22 protein-coding genes are annotated in these 20451 nt (G+C 61.1%); 13 read left to right on the top strand and 9 right to left on the bottom strand.

The features are described from left to right. Positions 1-5: 5 nt before the first annotated feature. On the bottom strand, positions 6-878 hold the full coding sequence (locus tag GA0061101_RS36295; protein WP_037197004.1) for an amino acid ABC transporter permease: 873 nt from the start codon (positions 876-878) through the stop codon (positions 6-8). Continuing rightward, on the bottom strand, positions 875-2329 hold the full coding sequence (gene argH, locus GA0061101_RS36290) for an argininosuccinate lyase (RefSeq protein WP_051963490.1): 1455 nt from the start codon (positions 2327-2329) through the stop codon (positions 875-877). Before argH ends, GA0061101_RS36295 begins: the two co-directional genes overlap by 4 nt. A gap of 172 nt (positions 2330-2501) precedes the next feature. Here argH and GA0061101_RS36285 point away from each other — a divergent pair, with 172 nt between their 5' ends. Next, the gene (locus GA0061101_RS36285; RefSeq protein ID WP_037197003.1) at positions 2502-3404 is read left to right on the top strand and encodes a LysR substrate-binding domain-containing protein; all 903 of its coding nucleotides are present in this window, start codon (positions 2502-2504) and stop codon (positions 3402-3404) included. A 31-nt stretch (positions 3405-3435) separates the two neighbouring features. On the opposite strand, the gene GA0061101_RS36280 is transcribed toward GA0061101_RS36285, so the two are convergent. Then, positions 3436-3846: a GNAT family N-acetyltransferase gene (locus GA0061101_RS36280; protein WP_080760442.1), complete on the bottom strand. Its 411-nt coding sequence runs from the start codon at positions 3844-3846 to the stop codon at positions 3436-3438. Between the two features lie 83 nt (positions 3847-3929). Continuing rightward, positions 3930-4121: a hypothetical protein gene (locus tag GA0061101_RS36275; RefSeq protein ID WP_141694166.1), complete on the bottom strand. Its 192-nt coding sequence runs from the start codon at positions 4119-4121 to the stop codon at positions 3930-3932. 4 nt (positions 4122-4125) lie between these two features. On the opposite strand from GA0061101_RS36275, the gene GA0061101_RS36270 reads away from it, so the two are divergent. Further along, the gene (locus GA0061101_RS36270; protein ID WP_092577329.1) at positions 4126-5295 is read left to right on the top strand and encodes an aminotransferase; all 1170 of its coding nucleotides are present in this window, start codon (positions 4126-4128) and stop codon (positions 5293-5295) included. Here the strand turns inward: GA0061101_RS36270 and GA0061101_RS36265 are convergent. The 3 genes from GA0061101_RS36265 to hutC form a co-directional block, all read right to left on the bottom strand. Next, positions 5287-6636 carry an LLM class flavin-dependent oxidoreductase gene (locus GA0061101_RS36265; protein WP_047552557.1) on the bottom strand — a complete coding sequence of 450 codons (1350 nt, stop codon included), beginning with the start codon at positions 6634-6636 and terminating at the stop codon, positions 5287-5289. The two genes, GA0061101_RS36270 and GA0061101_RS36265, sit on opposite strands and share 9 nt — an antisense overlap. Before the next feature lie 104 nt (positions 6637-6740). Continuing rightward, on the bottom strand, positions 6741-7682 hold the full coding sequence (locus GA0061101_RS36260; RefSeq protein WP_092577326.1) for a LysR family transcriptional regulator: 942 nt from the start codon (positions 7680-7682) through the stop codon (positions 6741-6743). After that, positions 7679-8422, bottom strand: coding sequence for a histidine utilization transcriptional repressor HutC (hutC, locus tag GA0061101_RS36255; RefSeq protein ID WP_092577323.1), 744 nt, complete (start codon positions 8420-8422; stop codon positions 7679-7681). The genes GA0061101_RS36260 and hutC overlap by 4 nt, the downstream gene beginning before the upstream one ends. Before the next feature lie 231 nt (positions 8423-8653). Here hutC and GA0061101_RS36250 point away from each other — a divergent pair, with 231 nt between their 5' ends. The 4 genes from GA0061101_RS36250 to GA0061101_RS36235 all read left to right on the top strand — a co-directional run bounded on the left by GA0061101_RS36250 (position 8654) and on the right by GA0061101_RS36235 (position 11674). Beyond that, on the top strand, positions 8654-9481 hold the full coding sequence (locus GA0061101_RS36250) for a transporter substrate-binding domain-containing protein (RefSeq protein WP_037196995.1): 828 nt from the start codon (positions 8654-8656) through the stop codon (positions 9479-9481). 98 nt (positions 9482-9579) lie between these two features. Next, positions 9580-10221 (top strand): amino acid ABC transporter permease, encoded by a 642-nt coding sequence (locus GA0061101_RS36245; RefSeq protein ID WP_037196994.1) that lies wholly within the window; start codon positions 9580-9582, stop codon positions 10219-10221. Continuing rightward, positions 10218-10886: an amino acid ABC transporter permease gene (locus GA0061101_RS36240; RefSeq protein ID WP_047552547.1), complete on the top strand. Its 669-nt coding sequence runs from the start codon at positions 10218-10220 to the stop codon at positions 10884-10886. Before GA0061101_RS36245 ends, GA0061101_RS36240 begins: the two co-directional genes overlap by 4 nt. Next, complete coding sequence (locus GA0061101_RS36235) at positions 10883-11674, top strand: amino acid ABC transporter ATP-binding protein (protein WP_047552543.1); 792 nt, start codon at positions 10883-10885, stop codon at positions 11672-11674. The genes GA0061101_RS36240 and GA0061101_RS36235 overlap by 4 nt, the downstream gene beginning before the upstream one ends. An 80-nt stretch (positions 11675-11754) precedes the next feature. Here the strand turns inward: GA0061101_RS36235 and GA0061101_RS36230 are convergent, their stop codons facing one another. Next, positions 11755-12423 carry a GntR family transcriptional regulator gene (locus GA0061101_RS36230; RefSeq protein ID WP_051963522.1) on the bottom strand — a complete coding sequence of 223 codons (669 nt, stop codon included), beginning with the start codon at positions 12421-12423 and terminating at the stop codon, positions 11755-11757. 111 nt (positions 12424-12534) lie between these two features. Here GA0061101_RS36230 and GA0061101_RS36225 point away from each other — a divergent pair, with 111 nt between their 5' ends. The 7 genes from GA0061101_RS36225 to GA0061101_RS36195 all read left to right on the top strand — a co-directional run bounded on the left by GA0061101_RS36225 (position 12535) and on the right by GA0061101_RS36195 (position 19941). Further along, a complete protein-coding gene (locus GA0061101_RS36225) occupies positions 12535-13182 on the top strand; it encodes a GntR family transcriptional regulator (RefSeq protein WP_037196991.1) in 648 nt (215 codons plus the stop codon). 106 nt (positions 13183-13288) lie between these two features. After that, positions 13289-14125, top strand: a complete 837-nt coding sequence (locus tag GA0061101_RS36220) for an ABC transporter substrate-binding protein (RefSeq protein WP_092577321.1) — start codon at positions 13289-13291, stop codon at positions 14123-14125. A 72-nt stretch (positions 14126-14197) separates the two neighbouring features. Continuing rightward, positions 14198-14893 (top strand): amino acid ABC transporter permease, encoded by a 696-nt coding sequence (locus GA0061101_RS36215; RefSeq protein WP_037196988.1) that lies wholly within the window; start codon positions 14198-14200, stop codon positions 14891-14893. Positions 14894-14909: 16 nt separating this feature from the next. Next, on the top strand, positions 14910-15800 hold the full coding sequence (dapA, locus tag GA0061101_RS36210; RefSeq protein ID WP_092577318.1) for a 4-hydroxy-tetrahydrodipicolinate synthase: 891 nt from the start codon (positions 14910-14912) through the stop codon (positions 15798-15800). Positions 15801-15810: 10 nt separating this feature from the next. Then, positions 15811-18732 carry an FAD-dependent oxidoreductase gene (locus GA0061101_RS36205; protein ID WP_092577315.1) on the top strand — a complete coding sequence of 974 codons (2922 nt, stop codon included), beginning with the start codon at positions 15811-15813 and terminating at the stop codon, positions 18730-18732. Then, positions 18729-19457, top strand: coding sequence for an amino acid ABC transporter ATP-binding protein (locus GA0061101_RS36200; protein WP_092577313.1), 729 nt, complete (start codon positions 18729-18731; stop codon positions 19455-19457). Before GA0061101_RS36205 ends, GA0061101_RS36200 begins: the two co-directional genes overlap by 4 nt. Positions 19458-19524: 67 nt before the next feature. Next, a complete protein-coding gene (locus GA0061101_RS36195; protein WP_092577310.1) occupies positions 19525-19941 on the top strand; it encodes a DUF3830 family protein in 417 nt (138 codons plus the stop codon). A gap of 132 nt (positions 19942-20073) precedes the next feature. On the opposite strand, the gene GA0061101_RS36190 is transcribed toward GA0061101_RS36195, so the two are convergent. After that, positions 20074-20451: porin (locus GA0061101_RS36190; protein WP_208865057.1), on the bottom strand; the 378-nt coding region annotated here is incomplete at its 5' end.

Genomic DNA, 20451 nt, shown 5'->3' with positions numbered 1-20451 from the left:
CGACCTCACATGGACGTTTTGATCGATTTCGAGCCGCGCCCGAAATAACGCTCGATATAGTGCTGGCCAACCGACAGGACGGAGACAACGGCGAGATACCAGAAGCTGGCAACGAGCAGCAGCTCGAGAACGCGGGTATTGGCAAAGTAGATGATCTGGGCGTTGTGGAGGATTTCGGCATACTGGATGACGCTTGCAAGCGATGTCAGCTTCACCATGCCGATCACTTCATTGCCGATCGGCGGGACCATCACGCGCATGGCCTGCGGCAGCACGATGCGGCGTAGCATCTTCATCTGCGTCATGCCGATGGTCCGGGCGGCCTCGTATTGGCCGCTATCGACGGAGAGCAGCCCGCTTCGGACGACCTCGGAGGTGTAGGCGCCCTGGGAAATGCCGAGGCCAAGCATGGCGGCGACGAAGGGCGTCATCACGTCAACGGTTCGGAATTCGATAAGGCCGTGGATGCCCATGGTCGGAAAGATCAGCGCCAGGTTGAACCACAGCATCAGCTGCAGCAGCGCCGGCGCTCCACGGAAGATCCAGACATAGCCGATGGCGATGTAGGAGAGCACCGGATTGCCGGAAATGCGCATGATGGCGATGAGGACGCCGAGCACGATGCCAACAGCCATGGCGGCTACGGTCATCAGCAGCGTATTCGTGAGACCATCGAGAATGGCTGGCGCGAACAGAAACTCGCGAACGTAGCTCCATTCTATCTGGCCGACGCTGAAAGCACGCACCAGCCCCGCGAGCAGGACGAGGACGATGGCGGCGGCGACCATGCGGCCGATATGCCGCTTCGGCACCAGGCGCAGATGGGCGATCTCGTATTTGTCATCGGTGGGGGAAGGGCTGGCGCTTGCAACTGTCATCGGCTTCGAAGCTCCTGAGGGTCGTTCTCTCCATGCGTGGCTTTAGACACTCCGGCAAAGATGCGGCAGGCGGTGATTGCCGTTTTGAAGCGGGCAATCTGTTCGCGTACGCGAACCGGCGCAGTGGCGCCGTAACCGGTGCGGCTGGCAAGCGCCTTGTCGAGCGTGATGGCGGCAAGCATATCCTTGTTCAGCCGCGGATCGATCTTCGGCAGGTCGTCTTCGGTGAGCCCGGCAAGATCGTGGCCGCGTTCCTCGCAATAGCGAACGACCGCGCCGGTTATCTCATGCGCCTCGGCGAATGGCACGTTCTGGCCGACCAGCCAGTCGGCGACCTCGGTTGCGAGCGTGAAGCCCTTGGGAGCCTCCTCACGTAGCTTGTCGACATCGAATTCCAGTGTTGCGACCATGCCGGCAAAGGCTGGCAGGATCAATTCGAGAACGTCGATCGTTTCGAACAGCGCGCGCTTGTCTTCGGCCAGGTCGCGATTATAGGCGAGCGGCATGGCCTTCATGGTGGCGAGGAAGCCCGTGATGTTGCCGATGAGAGTGCCGGACATGCCGCGCGTCAATTCGGCGATATCGGGGTTCTTCTTCTGCGGCATGATGGAGGAGCCGGTGGAATAGGAATCGTGCAGCCGCACCCAGCTGAACTGCTTGGAGCTCCAGATGCAGATTTCCTCCGCCAGCCGCGACAGGTCGACCGCGACCAGCGAGCAGATAAACAGAAACTCGGCGACATGGTCGCGGGCGGCGACGGCGTCGATCGAGTTTTCGCAGGCGGCCGAATAGCCGAGCTCAATGGCGGACAGGTCGGGACGGCAGGCGATGCCGGAGCCGGCAAGTGCCGCCGCGCCGAGCGGCGAGCGGTCGAAGCGACGGTCCCAATCTTCGAAGCGCTGCAGGTCGCGCAACAAGGACTGGGCGTGCGCCATCAGGTGGTGACCGAGGACGATGGGCTGGGCCGGCTGCAGATGGGTGAAGCCCGGCATGACAGTCTCGGCATGGTGCGAAGCCTGCTCAGTCAATGCTTCCTGGACCGAGATGATCTCCCGCGAGAGCTCGCGCGCCATGCGGCGCAGATAGAGGCGCGTGTTGTTGGCTGTCTGGTCGTTGCGGGACCGTCCGGCGCGAAGCTTCCCGCCGAGCGCGCCGAGGCGTGCCATCAGCAGGCGCTCCAGGAAGGTATGGACATCCTCGTCGCCCGCGATCGGTTGCTGATGACCGCCGGCGACATCCGTCTCGATGTCGTCAAGGGCAGCTCGGATCGCTGCGAATTCGCTTTCGTCGAGAACGCCGGCGCGCTTCAGTTCGGAAGCATGCGCGCGGGAGCCCGCGATATCCTCCCGGAAAAGGCGGAAATAGGACAGCGGCGCGCGTGACAGATTGGCCAAGGCCTCGGACGGTCCGGACTTGAAGCGCCCGCCCCATAGCTGCGTGGGCTCAGACATTGATGTCCCCTGTTTGTTTAAACTTTTGGCAATGCTCCTACGTGCTGATTTAATCGGCAAGCGAAGTTATTTCACTACGCTATGACAAAACCGACTAGCTCGAATTTCATCAGTGGATTATTGAAATGGGCCGAGGAGATGTAGCCATGATCGGCGCTCCTGCGGAGAACTCATGGTATCGGGCCGACAGCACTTGCCTTCGATGACTGCCCTGCAGGTTCTGCTTGCCGTGGCGGAGAGGGGATCGACGAGTGCCGCCGCAGAGAGCACATCCCTGTCCCAGAGCGCCGTCAGCAAGCAGTTGCTCGCATTGGAGGACCTGATCGGCAGTCCGGTCTTCACTCGAACGCCGCGCGGCATGATCCCCACAGAGATCGGTCTGATTTACATCGAACACGCGCGCACCGCGCTGAAGGCGATGGAAGATGCGGCGTTGCGCGTTGCGCGTCTGAAGCCCGGCCCTAGTGTGCTGCGCCTGCAGGTTCTTCCGATTTTCGGCGATCGTTGGCTGCTGCCGCGTTTCGTTCAATTCGCTGAACAACATCCGGAAATTGACGTGCAGTTCACGACCTTCGTGTCACCCACGCAATCGGAGACGGCGGACGGCATATTCCGTTTTCTCATTGCACCGAACAAGGGAGAGACTGCGCAATATCTGTTCGGGCACGAGGTTCTGATCGTCAGCGCGCCATCCTATTGGCAGAAGAATGGCATTCCGGGCACGATCGACGAACTGGCCGAGGGTGTCATGCTGGAACATCCGCAGACGCCGCTGCATTGGCAGCATTTCGCCGAAAGCCACGGAAAGCCCGATATCGCCGTCCATCACATCACGCGGTTCGGCTATTACACCATGGTGATCCGCGCGGCCCTTGCCGGACAGGGGATGGCGTTGATACCGCGCGGCCTCATTCTCGATGAGTTGGAGACAGGTCGACTGATCAGCCCCAATGGCTTCGGCTATCGAAGCGAATACGGATACTGGTTCGCGAAGCCGGAAGACATCTCCCCCGGCGCTTCGATGCGGACGTTCGAGGCATGGCTGATGGGGCAAGCCGAGAGCATGCGCGACTGAGACAGGGAGCAGCGTTGCAACAGGCTGGCGGTCAGATCGTCAGTTCTTCGAGCGCCTTTCCATCAAGGCGATAGAACAGCTTATCGGGTTTGCGCGTGCCGCCGAGCCCGTCGTAGAAATCGAGGAGCCTTGCGTTTTCAGGGTCGGCGGTCCAGTCGATCCGGGCAAGCCCCCGCTCTTGTGCCAGCTCGGCGAGCGCGCGCATGAGGTCTCGGCCCAAGCCGCGGCTGCGTTGCGCGGCGCTTACGAAGAGTTCCTTCAGAAAGATGCCCGGTTTCAGGCCAGGTCCGGGATAGATCCCGGAGAAGGCGGCGAAGCCCAGGGTGGCGTCGTTCTCCTCCACGATCAGGATCTCGGCACCTTGTGGCATTGCCTTGAGCCCGGCAATGATTTCGGCCCGCGACGGACAGGGTACCTGATAATGCGCCTGCATTTCTTCCATGAGGGCGGCCAGTGCCGGCAGTGCTGGATCGTTCGTCAATAGAAGACGGATTTTGGTGGCCACGATTCGCTCCAAGCTAGGTTTCAGGTACCGGACAGACCGTGCGAGCGGAAAGCCTTCTTGTCGCCGAGCTTTAGGGGCCGGATGCCGAAGCCGTCAACATCTTCGATCTGGCAAAACAATCGCCGGCAATTCGCTGAGGAACGGTTTGCTCCGACAAATCGGTTGAGATCGTGACCGATATCGGTGTAGCAATCGGCCTCCAAGGAACCCATCGACATGCCATCCGCAATCCCCAATCCTTTCGTGACGCGGCTTTCGCCGCCACCCATCCCCTCCGTTTTTGCATGGGCGCGCGACTATGCCGGCGCTCACGGGCCGCTGATCGATCTGTCGCAGGCCGTGCCCGGCTATCCCGCCCATCCCGAGATGCTGCGGCTCCTCGGCGAGGCGGCGGCATCGCAGGCCATGACGGGCTATGGGCCGATCGAGGGAGAAACGGTGCTGCGCGAAGCCTATGCGCGGCATGTGAGCGACATCTACGGCGCGTCGATCCAGGCTGCCAATATCCACATCACATCCGGCTGTAATCAGGCCTTCATGTGTGCCGCCATCGCCCTTGCCGGTGCCGGTGATGCGATCGCACTCACAAATCCCTTCTATTTCAATCATGAGACGACCTTGTCCATGCTCGGCATCGAGCGCGTGCTTGTCGAGTGCGATGCGGTCGGCGGCTTCCTGCCGGATGTTGTCTCGGCCGAGCGGGCGCTTGCCGCCGGTGCCCGGGCGCTTGCGGTCGTCACGCCGAACAATCCGACCGGGGCCGTCTATCCGCCGTCATTGCTGCATGATCTTTTTGCGCTTTGCCGGAAACATGGCGCCTGGCTCGTGCTTGATGAGACCTATCGAGACTTTCTTCCGGGCGATTATGGCCCGCCACATGCGCTGCTGTCGGAGCCGGGCTGGGAGGATACGCTCGTCCTGCTCTACAGTTTCTCGAAATCGTTCTGCATTCCCGGCCACAGGCTGGGGGCGGTGACGGCAGGGCCTAAGCTTTTGGGCGAGATCGCCAAGATCATGGACAATATGCAGATCTGCGCCCCGCGCTCCGCCCAGGTGGCCGTGGCTGCCGCCTTGCCGGTGCTTGCCGATTGGCGGGCGGGAAACCGGCTGGAGATCGCGCGCCGGGCGGGGGCGCTGAAGGCCGTGGTGTCCGACCTGCCCGGTTGGGACATCGCCGCAATCGGCGCCTATTTCGCCTTCGTACGGCACCCCTTCGCTGACCAGTCTTCCGCTGAGGTGGCCGAGAGACTGGCAAAGCGGGTGGGTATCGTCAGCATACCCGGAAGCTATTTCGGCGTGGGACAGGAGCGCTATCTGCGTCTTGCCTTTGCCAATGCTGATGTCGCTTCGATCGGGCTGCTCGGGAGCCGGCTGCCGCTAGGCTGACGGGCTCTTCGCAAACCGGTTGGCCGGCATGGACAGCCCCAGGTTTTCACGAAGCGTCGAGCCTTCGTACTCTTCTCGGAACAGCCCGCGGCGGCGCAGCTCCGGTAGGACAAGCTTGACGAAATCGTCAAGGCTGGAGGGCAGGGTCGGGAACATCAGGATGAAGCCGTCCGCGGCGCGTGTCTCGAACCATTCCTCCATGAAGTCGGCAATCTGCGTCGGCGTGCCGGTAATGCCGTTGCCGGTATGCTTTTCCGCATAGTGGCGGACAAGCTCACCAACCGTGCGCCCGCTTTTGACGAAATCGACGAGTTCGTCGAACAAGGCGCGCGAGCCTTTCGGTGCCGCCGGAAGCCGGTCCATCGGGAAGGGTTGATCCAACGGTACGCCGCGCAGATCGGCCTCGAGGAATTCCGACAGCATCAGCCGGCCGACGTCTGGATGCATTTTGTCAATGAGATAATTGACCTTGGCTTCGGCTTCAGCCTGCGTTTCCCCGACATTGATGACCACGCCGGGCATGATCTTAAGATCCTCCGGGTCGCGGCCATAGGCGGGCATCCGGCGTTTGACATTGGCATAGAAGTCGCGATTGCGGTCGATGTTTGAGGCAAGGCTGAAGACGATCTCGGCGGTGCGCGCCGCCATATCCATGCCGGGTTCCGATCCGCCGGCTTGTGCTATGACAGGCCGGCCCTGCGGCGTGCGGGCGATGTTGAGCGGCCCTCGCACCTGGAAGTGCTTGCCCTTGTGGTTCAGCGTGTGATGCTTCGTCTTGTCGTAATAGACTCCTGTTTCCCGGTCGAGAAGCAGGGCACCTTCCTCGAAACTATCCCACAGGCCGAACACCACATCGACGAATTCGTTGCCGCGCTCATAGCGCAGCGCGTGGGGATCCAGCCCTTCGCGGTTGAAATTATAGCCCGTCTCGTCGTGGTCGGAGGTCACGACGTTCCAGCAGGCGCGGCCGCCGCTCAAATGATCGACCGATGCGAAGAGGCGGGCGACGTTGTAGGGTTCGTAATAGCTCGTCGAGAGGGTGGCGACGAGGCCGAGATTTTTGGTGGTGACGGAGAGTGCGGCCAGGAGCGACACCGGCTCGAAACGGTTCATCTTGGTCGGGATGCGCGCGAGCGCATCCGGATCGCCGACGGCTGCGGCGGGCGAATCCGCCATGAACATGAAATCGAATTTGGCTTCTTCGGATCGTTTGGCGACGTCGAGGAGGTGGCTGAAGTCATTGGCGCCGTGGACGTCACTGGCCGGATGAAGCCAGGAGGCCGGATGGAAGCCGAAGGTGTAGACAAAAGTGCCCAGCTTCATCTTGTCGGTGCGCGCCATGCCGTTCTCCTGATCGCCAAGCTTAAAGTCTGCGCAGATTATCGTCCTGCGATTTTTTTCATCAATATCGCGCCGCTGTCTTTCGTTTTAGTTTTTCTAAAAGTCTACACCGGTGTGGACGGCGCAGATATGCGAGCCTGTTGACGCGAAATCGAAACAAGCCAGTCGCGAAATGCCGGGCCGAAGGGCTTCTGCAGCGCCGCCCTGTCCCAGGCGAGAAAATAGCTTTCGCGTAATGGGATGCGGATATCGACGGGAATGACGAGCGTCTGCGCTTCAAGCTCGTCTGCGATCATCGACATCTGAGCGAGGACGATGCCGCGTTTGTTGACGGCCGCATCGATGGCGCTGCTCGACAGGGTAAAGGAAAGACCGGCGGTGGTCTCCTTGAGTGCCGCCCCTGTCTTCGCGGCGAATTCGCGCCAGCTCGGATAGGGCGTGAAATGGCGCTCCCATTCGACATGCAGGAGTGGATAGTCGAGAAGCCGCGCCGCGGAGGGCGCCTTGCCCTTGATCAACGCCGGCGAGCAGGCGGGGACGACCCAATCGCGGAACAACTCCGTATAGTGTTCGTGCTGCAGCACATCCGATCCATAACTGATGCGGAAATCGATGTCGTCGAAGCCCATGCGCGGTTCCTTGTCGCGGCCGACGATCCTGACATGGGCGTCCGGATGAAGGGCCTGCCAGTCGAAGATCCGGCGCCCGATCCACTTGTTGACGACGGAAGACAGGGCGCTGAGAACCAGGGCATTCTCATTGCGTGCCCGTTCCAGTATCTGCTCCGCAAGCGCGAATTGCTCGAAGCCCTTCGATATTTCCTGGTGGTAGAGCCGCCCCCATGGGGTGAGCTCCACGGTACGGCCGTTGCGCTCCAGCAGGGTCACTCCAAGAAAGCTCTCGATCTTGCGGATCTGCTGGCTGATCGCGCCGGGGGAAACCTTAAGCTCCAGGGCCGCGGCGCTCACGCCGCCGCAACGGCCGACGGCTTCGAAGGCCTGCAAGCCCTTGAGCGGAACTGTCCTGATAGCCTGTTTCTCGGTCAAGAGGCGCTTCTCCGCGGCAGTTGATCCCTGACGCCTCTCTCAGTCGGATGAAAGTCGCCGGCAAACTGGAAACGGTCGCCGGGATGAATGATCTCGACATAGGTGACCGTGCGGCTGTTCTGCCACGTCTGGCGGATGAGTGTCAGGCAGGCGTCGCCGCGCTCGGTCTCAAGCAGGCGTGCCGTGGCGGCATCGGCCGATACGGCGCGGATGACATGCCTCGCCTTCGACCAGGGCACCATGTCGAGCAGCCATTTGCCTGGAGGCACCGAGGCAAAGCCTTCGGTTCTGGCGGATGGCACCATGGCGAGCATGATGATGCGTCGCTCCAGCGCGTTCGGCTTGCCGTCCACCGCATGCAGGCAGTGAAGCCGCAAGATTTCCGCTCCCGTCGGTTCGCCGAGCTGTGTCGCGGTGACAGCATCCAGCGTCTCGATTTTTCGCATCAGGATCCTGTAGCTGTGGTCATGCCCCGCCAACTCGGCTTCCGTTGAGATGTCCTGAATATCCATCACCGTTCGGTCGATCTGCCGCGCGGCGACGAAGGAACCGACCTTGCGGCGGCGTATGATCATGCCGCGCTCCGCCAAGGCCGACAGCGCCTTGTTCACGGTCATCCGAGAGCATTGATACTCTTGCACCAGTTCGTGTTCGAAGGGGATGCGATGACCAGGCGGCCAGGCGCCGCTCATGATCCTGGCTTCGATGTCTTCGAAAATTCTCCGATGAATTGAGACCAATGCTCACCTCGATCCAGCCATGACATTCAGTTGCTGCGAAAGCCGCTTTTGCTAGGTCCATTGCCGCTGTACGGCATAAATCTTGCGTCCAATGAGTTTAATGTTTGACAGTGTAGGCCAGCCTGTATCTATTTGTATAGACAAAAGCGGGTCATAGAAATCCGCTTGGCGGGACAACGCTTGGGGAACCTGGACCTTCCACCGGAAGGGCAAAAAACTGGAGAGAAAAACATGAGGATGAATTCGCTTCTGAAGGGGCTGGTCGGCGCCGCATTCTTGTTTGGCGCGACGATTTCCGCCCATGCGGCCGACACGCTTGCCGCCGTAAAGGCCGCCGGCACCTTGAAGGTCGGCACCGAGACGGCCTTCGCACCCTTCGATTTCATCGATGCAGGCGAACATGTCGGCCTGAACGTCGATCTCTTCGCTGAGATCGGCAAGGAACTCGGCGTGAAGATCGAATGGGTCACGCTGCCCTGGGATGGCGTCTTCCCGGCGCTCGAAGCCGGCAAGTTCGACGTCGTCGCAGGCCCGGCGACGATCACCAAGAAGCGCATGGAACGCTATCGCTTCACGCCGCCGCTCGCCGAGGCGACCATCGCAATCCTGAAAAAGGCTGGCGACAAGACGATCAACAAGCCGGAAGATATTGCCGGCAAGAAGATCGGCGTCGGCAAGGCGACCGCCCAGCTCGATCAGCTCAAGGAATTTTCCGAAACCCTGCCGACCAAGGTCGACATTCGCGAATATCCGGCCTTTACGGAGTCCTATGCGGACCTCGCGGCCGGCCGCATCGCCGGTGTCGCCAACTCGCTGCCGAATATCGCTTTCGTTGCCAAGCAGCGCGAAGGAACGTTCGAAGTCGTGCTGCCGCCCTTCGGCAAGAAATCCTATTTCGGCTTTATCGGCCTGAAGGATGCCGATCATGCGCCGCTGATGGATGCGATCGATGCTGCCATGCTGAAGATCAAGGCTGACGGCCGTATGGCGACGCTGCAGAAGAAGTGGTTCGGCGCGAGCTTCGACACCCCGGATTCCGTCAAGGACCCGGCATTCTGATCAGCCATCGGAAATCGGCCATGCCCGCGGCAATGTCGGGGCATGGCCGAGAAATGCGACCGCACCTTTCTGGCCGTCAAGCGGGCGAAATCTGAACCATGTCCATCAAGCTCTTCGAGTTGCTCTTGCAGGCGTCGATCTACACGGTGACGATCAGCGTCGTGTCGATCCTCATCGGCTTTGCGATCGCGATTCTTCTGTCGGGAATGCTGCTGTCGGGGCGCGGTCTCTTTGTGCGACCTGCCCAGATTTTCATCAGCTTCTTTCGCGGCGTGCCACTGCTGGTGCAATTGCTGCTGATCTACAATCTGCTTCCGGGCATCGGCATCAATGTGCCGAGCATAGTCGCCGCGATCATCGGCCTGTCGCTCTGCACGGCAGCCTATCAGGCTGAAAATTTGCGCGGCGGCTTTGCCAGCGTGCCTCTCGGCCTTGTGGAGTCGGCGGAGATGGTCGGCCTGACGCCACGCCAGACCTTTCGCCGCATCAAGGTTCCGATCGCCCTGCGCCTCACATTTCCCGCTCTCGTCAACGAGGCGATTCTCATTCTCAAGGCATCGTCGTTGGTCTCAGTGGTCGGCATCGTCGAGCTGACCCGCATGGCACAGGATCTCGCCGGCAGCACCTTTCTGCCGCTGCAGCTCTTCGCATCCGCCGGCCTCATCTATCTCGTCATCAACTGGTTGGTGGCGCTTGCCGGCGGCCTGATCGAAAGCCGATTGCCCGGAGTGCCGCGATGACCTTCGACATCAATGTCATCATCGGACAGTGGCCGGCCATCGTCAGCGGCGCTGGCGTGACGATCATGATCTGGATACTGGGCACGATCGCCGCGGCCATCATCGGCTTCCTCATGGCAGTCGCCCGGCAATATGGCGGCATGTTGGTCGATAAGGCGCTGGGCGCTATCGTCGCCGTGCTGCGCGGCACGCCGTTTCTCATTCAGATCTTCCTGGTCTATTACGGCGGTCCCTTCGTCGGGCTGGATCTCGATCCCCTGCCTGCCGGATTGATCGGTATTTCGATCTACGGCGCGGCGTATTTCAGCGAAATCTTCCGCTCCGGCTTCCAGGCCGTGCCGAAGGGTCATATCGAGGCCGGCGAATGTGTTGGCCTGACGCGAGGGCAGATCGTCTGGCGCATTCTGTTGCCGGAAATGACGATGCTGGTGCTGCCGCCATCCGTGAACATGGTGGTCATCCTGATGAAGGAGACGGCGGTTCTATCCATCATTACGGTGCCGGAGCTGACTGCAACGTTGAGCGCGATCGGATCGCAGCAATATGCCTTCGTCGAAGCGCTTTCAGCGCTGGCGCTCTTCTATTGGGTGCTGGTCGAAGTCACCGGCTGGCTTGGCAATCTTGCCGAAACGAAACTTTCCAGATTCAGGTTTTTCAACGCATGAGCGTCCCCGCGATCGCAGTCAGCAATCTCGTCAAGACTTTCGGAGAGACCACGGTCCTTCATGGCATCGATCTTATCATCGAGCCGGGGCAGGTTTCCTGCCTCATCGGCCCATCCGGCTCCGGCAAGAGCACGCTTTTGCGCTGCATGGCTTTTCTGGAGGAGGCAACGCGCGGGACGATCGCCATCAACGGCGAGGTGCTCGGTTTCACCGAGGATTCGCAAGGACGGCGCGAGCGCATTTCGGCTGCCGCCAATCGTGCGATCCGCGCCCAGATCGGCATGGTGTTCCAGCAGTTCAATCTCTGGCCGCACATGACCGCGCTCGGCAATGTCAGCGAGGCGCTGAAGACGGTTCACAAGATGAGCCGGAAAGCGGCCGAGGATGCGGCGATGGCGCAACTCGTCAAAGTGGGTTTGGAAGCGCGGGCAGGGCACTATCCCTCGCAGCTGTCGGGTGGACAGCAGCAGCGCGTGGCGATCGCCCGTGCCCTGGCGTTGAAGCCGAAGATCATGCTGTTCGACGAGCCGACCTCATCGCTCGATCCGGAGCTGACGGGTGAGGTCCTGAACGTCATGCGCGATCTGGCGGCCGAGGGCATGACCATGGTTGTCGTCTCGCACGAGATAGGTTTCGCCGCAACGGTCGGCCAGCAGATCATCTTCCTCGACCACGGCAAGGTATTGTTCACCGGGCCGCCGCAGGAAGTCTTCAAGAAGCCGAGAAATCCGCGTCTTGAGCAGTTCCTCGATACCTATCTCGATCGTGGCGCCTCGATGCTGCTTTAACTTATCGGCGATCCCGCGGGCATCGGCCCAAATACGGAGCTAGGTTGCCCGATAAGGCAGTTCCGCGCGTCTTGGGATCACTACTCCAACTGTTCTCTCGCAAAGCTGATCAGGCTTTCGATATGAACCGCAACTGCAGACCGCGTTTGTTCTGCATCCCCGCGTTCCAGCGCCTCGATGATGACGAGGTGCTCGGTTGAATCGGGCTTCAGCCGATCCTTCAGCCGGTCGATCTCGAACAGGCGTGTGGTGGCGCGCAGTTCGCGCAGTACTTTCGCCATGACCGCGTTGGCGCAGTGGTCGATGATCAGATTGTGCAGGTTGTCGTCGGAGACCCAGTGCGCATCGGTGTGATAGGCCGTTGCATCGAGAAGCTCATGGATCTCGCGCCTGACGGCGATCAACTGCCGGCGCGGAATATTGGGGATTGCCAGCACTGCGGCCTCGGGCTCGATCAGCAGGCGAAGCTTCAGGCTCTGTAGGTACTCTCCGATATCAACCCGGCGAACCACATAATTGCGGCCATCGCCTTTGCGCACCAATCCTTCGCCCTCGAGCCGCTGCAGGGCTTCCCGCAGAGGCGTCCGGGAAATGCCGAGGGCTTCGGCCAGCCTTGCTTCGACAATGACCTGTCCGCCTTTCAAGCGGCGATGGCGAATCATGTCGGACACGGCCTTGTAGGTCAGCGAGGCAAGATTGTGCTGCGTGCCCGCTGGCTGCGTATCCGGCAAGATTGAAATATCTGTCACCTTTACCTCATTTCGCGTGTTGAGGGCGCGACCGTGCAACGACGCACTTTCTTCCAGTCGGCTGGTGTTACATATGATAGCCCAACTCGCAAACAACGAAAAAGGGGTCTCATGGACGATCGCTTGAACGACGCGGAAGACGAAAGCCTTGCGGAGGAGACCTATCGCCTGCTTCTAGCCGATATTCTTTCGGCCCGGCTCGCCGGCGGATCGGTGGTGCAGCAAAGGCGGCTTGCCACCAAGCACGCGGTATCGCGCTCGCCGATGCGGCATGCGCTCGGCCGCCTCGAGGGGGAGGGGCTGCTGGTCCGCAACGACAAGGGGGTGCTTTGCGTCCGGGTCATCACGCTGAAGGACTATCTCGACAGTCTGTCGATGCGAATGCTGCTGGAGCCGAGCGCGGCGGCGGCCGCCGCCCCTCATATGCCCGTGGAGGCGTTGACGTCGCTTTCCGCAATGCTCGATGCAATCGAAGCCGATCCGGACCCGGATCAGGAACTCGTCTGGCAGTTTGATGATGCTCTGCATATGTCCATCGCCAATGAGAGCGGCAATTCCTTCATGGCCGCCACGATCGGCGAGATGCGGCGCTATACCACGATCTTCGAAAGGCAGATGGCAGTGATCCGGGCAAAGCCCGGCATGGCCGAGCATCGGGCAATCCTCACGGCTTTGTCGGCGGGCGATCCCGAGGCGGCGCGGCAGGCAATGGCCCGTCATCTCGATGCGGTCCGACAAGGCGTTCTCACAAATTACTGACAGCTTTCGCGACAGCACTTGCATCGGCGGCTGAATTTTGTATAAAAGTGGGATCCCAGATGAATGCAACTTTGGGACACCAATAAAAACAACTCCAGAGGTCATCATGTTCCGAATTCAATTGTCCCGCGGCGTTCTTGCCGCCTCATTCCTAGCTCTGACGACATCGCTCGCTCTTGCCCAATCCTGCGCGCCGAAGGTTGCAGCCGGCGAGTTGATCACGCCGGGCAAGCTCGTCATGTCGACCAATCCGACGCTGCCGCCCTTGCAGTTCATCGACTCCAGCGGCGAGCTGAAGGGCATGCGCATCGAGCTCGGCACCGAGATCGCCAAGCGCCTCTGCCTTCAGCCGGAATATATCCGCATCGAGTTCTCCGCGATGGTGCCTGGCCTGCAAGCCGGCCGCTGGGACATGATCAACACCGGCATCTTCTTCACCGAAGAGCGCGCCAAGATCATGCAGATGATCCCCTATGAAGACCAGGCGATCAGCGTGTCGATCGCGCCGAATTCCACCAAGAAGGTTGCCAGCAAGGACGACCTTGCCGGCATGACGATCGGCGTCGAAATCGGCGGCTTTGAGGAAACCAAGACGCGTTTGCTCGACAAGGAATTGCGCGATGCCGGCAAGCAGGGCTTGACGATCCAGACCTTCGACAATTTCGCGCTTGCTTATCAGGCTTTGCGTGCCGGGCAGGTCGACGGCGTCGTATCGATTGATGCCGTCGCCAAGGAATATGATGCGCGGGGCGACTTCAAGCGCGCTCTCAGCGGCCTCTATCCCGCGCCGGTCGCCGTCGCCTTCAAGAGCCCGGCCCTTGCCGATGCGGTATCGGCGACGCTCAAGGCAATGAAGGCCGACGGATCGCTGAAGGCGCTGTTCGACAAGTACGGATTGCCTATGGTGTCCGGTGATTATTCCGTGAAGGGCCCTGGCCGCTGATCGGCTTGATCGGTCCATCGGAATGGCGATGCGCGGGTCTGTCGCGCTCGCCTTGAGCAGAAAGCTACGTTCATGACGCTTTGGAGCTGGTCGGGTTTCTTCGGATACCTGTTTAATCCCTTCATTCTCGGTGGGGTCTTCACGACCATATGGCTGACCGTCGTGTCGCTGACGGCGGGTCTTATCCTTGGATTTGCCCTTGCCCTGATGCGGCGATCACCCTTCCGGTCGGCCAAGATCCTCGCCAAGACCTATATCTGGCTGTTTCGCGGCACGCCGCTGCTCGTCCAGCTCATCGCAATCTACACGGCGCTGCCGCAGTTCGGCATTCGCTTCACCGTGGTCGAGGCGGCCTTGATCGGGCTTGCGCTCAACGAAGCCGCCTACCTTGCGGAAATCATCCGCGCCGGCATCGAGGCGGTTCCGGAAGGGCAGGCCCGGGCCGCGCGAGCACTCGGGATGACGGAACGGCAGATCATGCGCCACATCGTCATGCCGCAAGCCTTCAAGGTCATCATTCCGCCGCTTGGAAACTCCGTCAACGGCCTGCTGAAGACGACCTCCGTGACGTCGGTCATCTCCATGGAGGAGCTTCTGAGGCGAACCCAGGTTCTCATCCAGGAACGTTTCATGGTGCTGGAGCTCTTCGCGGTGGCGGCCATCTACTACCTCCTTCTGACCACGCTCTGGGATTTCTTCCAGAACCATATCGAGAAGCGCTTCGGTCAAGCCACCAACTCGCGGCTTTCCATCACCGAGAAGCGCTAGAACCAGGATATCTGACATGACTAGGAAGTTTCGCGGTGTCTATACCGTGATGATCACGCCGCTGGACGCGAATGGCGCCGTGGACCTTAAGGCGCTCGCCGCCTTCACCGATTGGCAGGTGCGCGAGGGCATACATGGTCTCATCCCGCTCGGCTCGACCGGCGAGTTCCTGTCGCTGAGCGAAGAGGAACGCGACGGGGTCGCAAGGACGGTGATCGAAACCGTCGCCGGCCGCGTTCCGGTATTGATCGGAACCGGTGCGGAAGACACGCGCGAATGTGTTCGTCTGAGCCAAAAGGCGGAAACCATGGGCGCGGATGGCGTCATGATCATTCCGCCCTTCTATTCCACGCCGACGGATGACGAACTCGTTCATCACTACCGCACGGTTGCTTCTGCAATTTCCATTCCGATCATGGTCTACAACAACCCGGCGACAGCCAATGTCGATTTGAAGCCGGAGCTGGTGAAGCGCATCGCCGAGATTAGAGGTTGTGACTATATCAAGGAATCGACCCTCGAAGTAACGCGAGTGCGTGACATCATCCGTCTGGCGGGTGAGGATATGACCGTCTTCGGTGGTATCCTCGGTTTCGAATCCTTCGTGATGGGGGCTGAGGGCTGGGTGGCGGTTGCATCGAACGTCGCGCCGGGACCGATGGCTCGGATTTTCGAGCTCGTCGCGGATGAGAAGAAGATCGATGAGGCGCGCGCTCTTTACCTGAAGTGGCTGCCAATCATCCAGGCCGTGGGCGGGCAGGCCTATGTTGCCGGTTCGAAGTCGCTGCTGACGCATATGGGCTTTGCCGCCGGAACACCACGGCCGCCGCGGCTGCCGTTGCCGCCCGCACAGGATGAGGCCATGAAGAAGCTGGTTTCGGACTTCGGTCTGACATTCGGCGCCTGAGGATCGAGCAATGTCCGCCTCCCTTGCAATCTCGCAATCCGGATCGGAAACGCGCGTCGAGTTCTTCCTCGACGGCGCGGCTCTGCATGCCGAAAGCGGGATGACGATTGCCGCGGCAATCGAGGCGGGCGGGCGGCATGATTTTTCCCGCGGCCTCAAAGGCGAGGCGCGGGGTCTTTTCTGCGGCATGGGCGCGTGTCACGATTGCCTCGTCACTGTCGACGGCAAGGTCAGCCAGCGCGCCTGCATGACATCGGTCAAGGAAGGCATGCGGGTTGACCGGCCGTCCTCGAGGCCGGCGCTCGCGGCAGATGATTTTGCCGACCTCTGCGACGTGCCGGCGTCGATCGCCTGCACCGAGATGGATGTGTTGATTATCGGCGCGGGACCGGCCGGCCTTGCCGCTGCCGAAGTCGCTTCAGTGGCCGGGGCGAGCGTGACGCTTGTCGACGAGCGCGCCATCGCCGGCGGGCAATATTTCAAGCAACCCTCGACATCGAAGGCGACATTGCGCCTTGCCGGCGACGAGCAGGCACGATCAGGAGCCGACCTGATCAATCGCGTGCAAGCTGCCGGCGTATCGACGCTGGCCAGTACGGTCGTCTGGGGTGCGGAGAATGACGAGAGCGGCGCAAGGATCGCCTGCTACGGTCCCCAAGGCGCTTTCTACTGCAAACCGCGAATGATCGTCATCGCGACGGGCGCCTACGAACGGCCGGCTGCCGTTCCCGGTTGGACACGGCCCGGCGTCATGACGGCAGGCGCAGCGCAGACGCTGCTCAGAAGCTATGGCACGGTGCCCGCCGGTCGGATCGTCATTGTCGGCAACGGGCCACTCAACATCCAGGTCGCCAACGAGATCCGCAAGGCGGGTGGCTCCGTGGTCGCTCTGGTGGAATCCGCTCCGGCGCCGTGGAAGCAGCCGCTGACGGCGCTTAAGCTTCTTGCGGCTGACAGGGCGCTTGCACTGGGCGGTGTTCGGCAGCTAGCAGCCTTGCACGCCGCCGGCATTCCGATTCTGTGGGAAAGCAGCCTTGCGGCGATAGAGGGGACGGCCGGTGTCGAAGCGATCACCATCACTGGACCGAATGGTGAAGCGAGGCTTGAGGCAGATACCGTTCTCATCGGCGGCGATTTCGCTTCATCGAACGAGCTTTCCCGGCTGCTCGGTTGCGGCCATGAAGTCATCGATGGAAACCTTGCCGTCATCCGTAAGGACGATGGCGAGACGACGCTTCCGCATGTGCATGTAGTCGGGGAGGCGGCGCGTTTCGGCGGCGCGCATATCGCTCTGGCGCAAGGTCGGCTCGCCGGGATCGCCGTGGCGCGAAAGCTGGGGTTTGACGTCGCTGCCGATACCGAGGCCGAACGCAGGCTTGCGCGGCACAGGGCTTTTCAAGCCGCGCTCTGGACAGCTTTCAAACCGGCTCGTCCTGCGGCAGGCAATGTGCCGCCTGATCAGACCGTCATCTGTCGCTGCGAAGGTGTGACCTATGGCACGCTGCGGGCGCTTGGCGAGCACAGCGCCAAGGATATTGCGACGCTGAAGCGGTTATCCCGTGCCGGGATGGGGCGCTGCCAGAGCCGCTATTGTGGGCACGCGATTGCCGTCGTCGCTGGAGAAACCCGCGCATCCGGCGAAACGCGCGGCTTTCTGGCGCCGCAAATGCCATTACGGCCGGTGCCGCTCGCAGCACTCGCGGTTGAAAAGCCGGAATGGGGTGGCCACAGGCGGGCGCTGCTGCCGGAGAGGCCACCACTGGAAAGCCGCGAACCGCTGCCGTTGTCGCAAACGTCTACGCTGGTGATCGGCGCCGGAATTGCCGGGCTGTCGACGGCCCTCTTTCTCGCCCGTGAAGGCGAGGAGGTCACGGTATTGGAGCGCGCCTTTCCGAACTCGCTGGCCTCGGGCGGCAATGCCGGCAGCCTTCATGCGCAGCTTCTGTCTTTCGATCACGGCGCGCGCGCCGAAGGCGGCGGTAGCGCGGCCGAGCAGACGCTGCCCTTGCAGCGCGATTCCATCGCCCTTTGGGCCGCCCTGCAGGATGAACTCGGTTGCGATTTCGAGATGAAGGTGACGGGCGGGTTGATGGTCGCCGAGTCCGAGGCGCATATGCGCTTCCTTGCCGAGAAAGTCGGTGTCGAGCAGCGGGCCGGCATTGATTGCCGGCTGATTGGCCAAGAAGAATTGCGGGCGCTGGAACCGGCCCTGTCGCCGGACTTTGTCGGCGCCGCCTATTGCGCGCAGGAAGGCAAGATCAATCCGCTGGTCGCCACACAGCGCATTCTCGAAGCAGCGCGGGCGAAAGGTGCCCGCATCTTCGACCGATGTGAAGTCATCGGCATCGTGCCAGGTCCGGCCGGCTTCGATGTCGCCACGTCGCGCGGCGTCATCAGGGCAAAACGCATCGTCAATGCAGCCGGCGCCTTCTCGTCGCGCATCGGATCGATGCTTGGTCTCGATATTCCCGTCTTCGGTGCACCGCTGCAGATGGTGGTGACGGAGGCAGCAGCACCCCTGATCTCCTGCCTCGTCGCCCATGCCGATCGCCACCTGACCCTGAAGCAGGCGGCGAACGGCAACTTCATCATCGGCGGCGGCTGGACGGCCGGTCTCGATCCGGTGCATCAGCATCCAAGGCCGCTGCTTTCGAGCCTTGAGGGCAATCTTTGGGTTGCCCAGCATGTGGTCCCGGCGCTGCGCAAGCTTCATGTCATCCGCAGTTGGGCGGCGATGAACATCAATATCGACGGCGCGCCGATCCTCGGCGAGCATCCGTCGCGGCCCGGCTACTTCAGCGCTGTCACATCGAACGGCTACACGCTTGGCCCGATCGTCGGCCAGCTGACGGCACAGCTCGTCCTTGGCCGGGAGAGCGGCAGAGCGCTGCAACCGTTTTCCATCACTCGTTTCGCGAAAGGTTGCTCATGATCGAAATCAGTGGCGTCTCCAAATTCTACGGCAACTACGAAGTCCTGAAGAACTGCACCGTCAAGGTCGATCGTGGCGAGGTCGTCGTGGTTTGCGGCCCGTCCGGTTCCGGCAAGTCGACGCTGATCAAATGCGTGAACGGTCTGGAGCCTTTCCAGAAGGGCTCCATTCGCGTCCACGGGATCGAGGTGGGAGATCCGAAGACGGATCTGCCGAACCTGCGCACGCGCATCGGCATGGTCTTCCAGAATTTCGAGCTCTTCGCGCACCTGACCATCATCGACAATCTCATGCTGGCGCAGAAGATCGTGCTCGGGCGCAGCGAGACGATTGCGAAAACGAAAGCGATGCAGCTTCTCGATCGCGTCGAGCTTGCCGACCATGCCAATAAATATCCGAGCCAGCTTTCCGGCGGCCAGCAGCAGCGCGTGGCGATTGCGCGGGCGCTTGCCATGGATCCCCTGGCGATGCTCTTCGACGAGCCGACTTCGGCGCTCGATCCGGAGATGATCTCGGAAGTACTCGATGTCATGACCGGGCTTGCGAAAGACGGTATGACCATGATGGTCGTCACCCATGAAATGGGCTTTGCCCGCCGTGTCGCCACCCGCGTGATCTTCATCGACCAGGGCGAGATCGTCGAGGATCGCCCGAGCGAAGAATTCTTCGCCGGCAAGCACAATCCGAGAACCGAAGCTTTCCTCGGAAAGATCCTGCAGCACTGAGGAAGCAACCGCGTCCGATGCTTTCCGGGCCGATAAGCGACATTTCCAACTCAAAGAAAGAATTCCGATGAAATTGAAGATTACTGCCGGTCCTTTCGAATTCGATGCCGTGCTTGAAACCGCGAAAGCGCCCAAGACCTGCGAGGCCTTCCTCAAGCAGATGCCGTTCGAGGGCCAGATCGTCCATGTCCGCTGGTCGGGCGAGGGCGTCTGGATTCCTCTCGGCGATCTCGACTTCGGCGTTGGATACGAAAACCATACGAGCCATCCGGCACCGGGGCATATCATCCTCTATCCGGGCGGCATCAGCGAAACCGAAATCCTGCTTGCCTATGGCGGCGTCGATTTCTCGTCGAAAATGGGCCAGCTCGCCGGCAATCACTTCATCACGGTGACTTCCAACCTCGACAAGCTTGCTGAATTGGGTCGTCTGGTGCTTTGGGAAGGAGCGCAGCACATCAGGTTCGAACAAATTTCCGACTAGAGCAATACCAGGCCCCTAGGTCAGCGGAGGGATTAGGCCCAGACTCAAGCTTTCCTGGACGGAAAGAAGGCTCGGTCGGAACCGAGCCTTCCTCTCTTTTCTGATCGGAGGCCTATTTCAGATCAGATTGGATTAGAAACTGCGCTCAAAGCGGAGAATGCCGGCCCACTGGTCCTGATTGATCGAATCCCAGCTGGTGTAGGAGAGCTCCGGCTCGATGAGCAGGTTCCTGACCGGGTACCACTTGATGTTCGTGGTCGCTGCGAAGATCTTCGAGTCGGTGTAGGCGAGCTGGAGGTTCCACTTCAGCTTTTCGTTGATCGGAACGCCAACGCCGCCCCAAAGTGCCCAGTCGCCCCAGCCGCACAGCGCCGGACGACCAGCAGGGCAAGCGGTCCCGGTATTGGTGCCGGCATACTTGTTGAGCTTGTCGCCGTCGGTGTTCCAGCCACCCATCAAGAAGGCCGAGAAGACACCGAAGTCAGCATCGACACGAGCCTTGATGGCGCC

This window comes from Martinezella lusitana, assembly GCF_900094565.1.
GTDB classification, from domain to species: Bacteria; Pseudomonadota; Alphaproteobacteria; order Rhizobiales; family Rhizobiaceae; genus Rhizobium; species Rhizobium lusitanum.
This window is presented reverse-complemented; position numbering and strand designations above follow the sequence as displayed.

Coding starts and splice junctions, on each gene's coding strand:
- GA0061101_RS36200 (WP_092577313.1), top strand. CDS start 18,729: ATGATCGAAATCAGTGGCGTCTCCAAATTCTACGGCAACTACGAAGTC.
- GA0061101_RS36275 (WP_141694166.1), bottom strand. CDS start 4,121: ATGGGTTCCTTGGAGGCCGATTGCTACACCGATATCGGTCACGATCTC.
- GA0061101_RS36295 (WP_037197004.1), bottom strand. CDS start 878: ATGACAGTTGCAAGCGCCAGCCCTTCCCCCACCGATGACAAATACGAG.
- GA0061101_RS36250 (WP_037196995.1), top strand. CDS start 8,654: ATGAGGATGAATTCGCTTCTGAAGGGGCTGGTCGGCGCCGCATTCTTG.
- GA0061101_RS36205 (WP_092577315.1), top strand. CDS start 15,811: ATGTCCGCCTCCCTTGCAATCTCGCAATCCGGATCGGAAACGCGCGTC.
- GA0061101_RS36235 (WP_047552543.1), top strand. CDS start 10,883: ATGAGCGTCCCCGCGATCGCAGTCAGCAATCTCGTCAAGACTTTCGGA.
- GA0061101_RS36270 (WP_092577329.1), top strand. CDS start 4,126: ATGCCATCCGCAATCCCCAATCCTTTCGTGACGCGGCTTTCGCCGCCA.
- GA0061101_RS36215 (WP_037196988.1), top strand. CDS start 14,198: ATGACGCTTTGGAGCTGGTCGGGTTTCTTCGGATACCTGTTTAATCCC.
- argH (WP_051963490.1), bottom strand. CDS start 2,329: ATGTCTGAGCCCACGCAGCTATGGGGCGGGCGCTTCAAGTCCGGACCG.
- dapA (WP_092577318.1), top strand. CDS start 14,910: ATGACTAGGAAGTTTCGCGGTGTCTATACCGTGATGATCACGCCGCTG.
- GA0061101_RS36225 (WP_037196991.1), top strand. CDS start 12,535: ATGGACGATCGCTTGAACGACGCGGAAGACGAAAGCCTTGCGGAGGAG.
- GA0061101_RS36265 (WP_047552557.1), bottom strand. CDS start 6,636: ATGGCGCGCACCGACAAGATGAAGCTGGGCACTTTTGTCTACACCTTC.
- GA0061101_RS36280 (WP_080760442.1), bottom strand. CDS start 3,846: ATGGAAGAAATGCAGGCGCATTATCAGGTACCCTGTCCGTCGCGGGCC.
- GA0061101_RS36220 (WP_092577321.1), top strand. CDS start 13,289: ATGTTCCGAATTCAATTGTCCCGCGGCGTTCTTGCCGCCTCATTCCTA.
- GA0061101_RS36285 (WP_037197003.1), top strand. CDS start 2,502: ATGGTATCGGGCCGACAGCACTTGCCTTCGATGACTGCCCTGCAGGTT.
- GA0061101_RS36195 (WP_092577310.1), top strand. CDS start 19,525: ATGAAATTGAAGATTACTGCCGGTCCTTTCGAATTCGATGCCGTGCTT.
- GA0061101_RS36240 (WP_047552547.1), top strand. CDS start 10,218: ATGACCTTCGACATCAATGTCATCATCGGACAGTGGCCGGCCATCGTC.
- GA0061101_RS36245 (WP_037196994.1), top strand. CDS start 9,580: ATGTCCATCAAGCTCTTCGAGTTGCTCTTGCAGGCGTCGATCTACACG.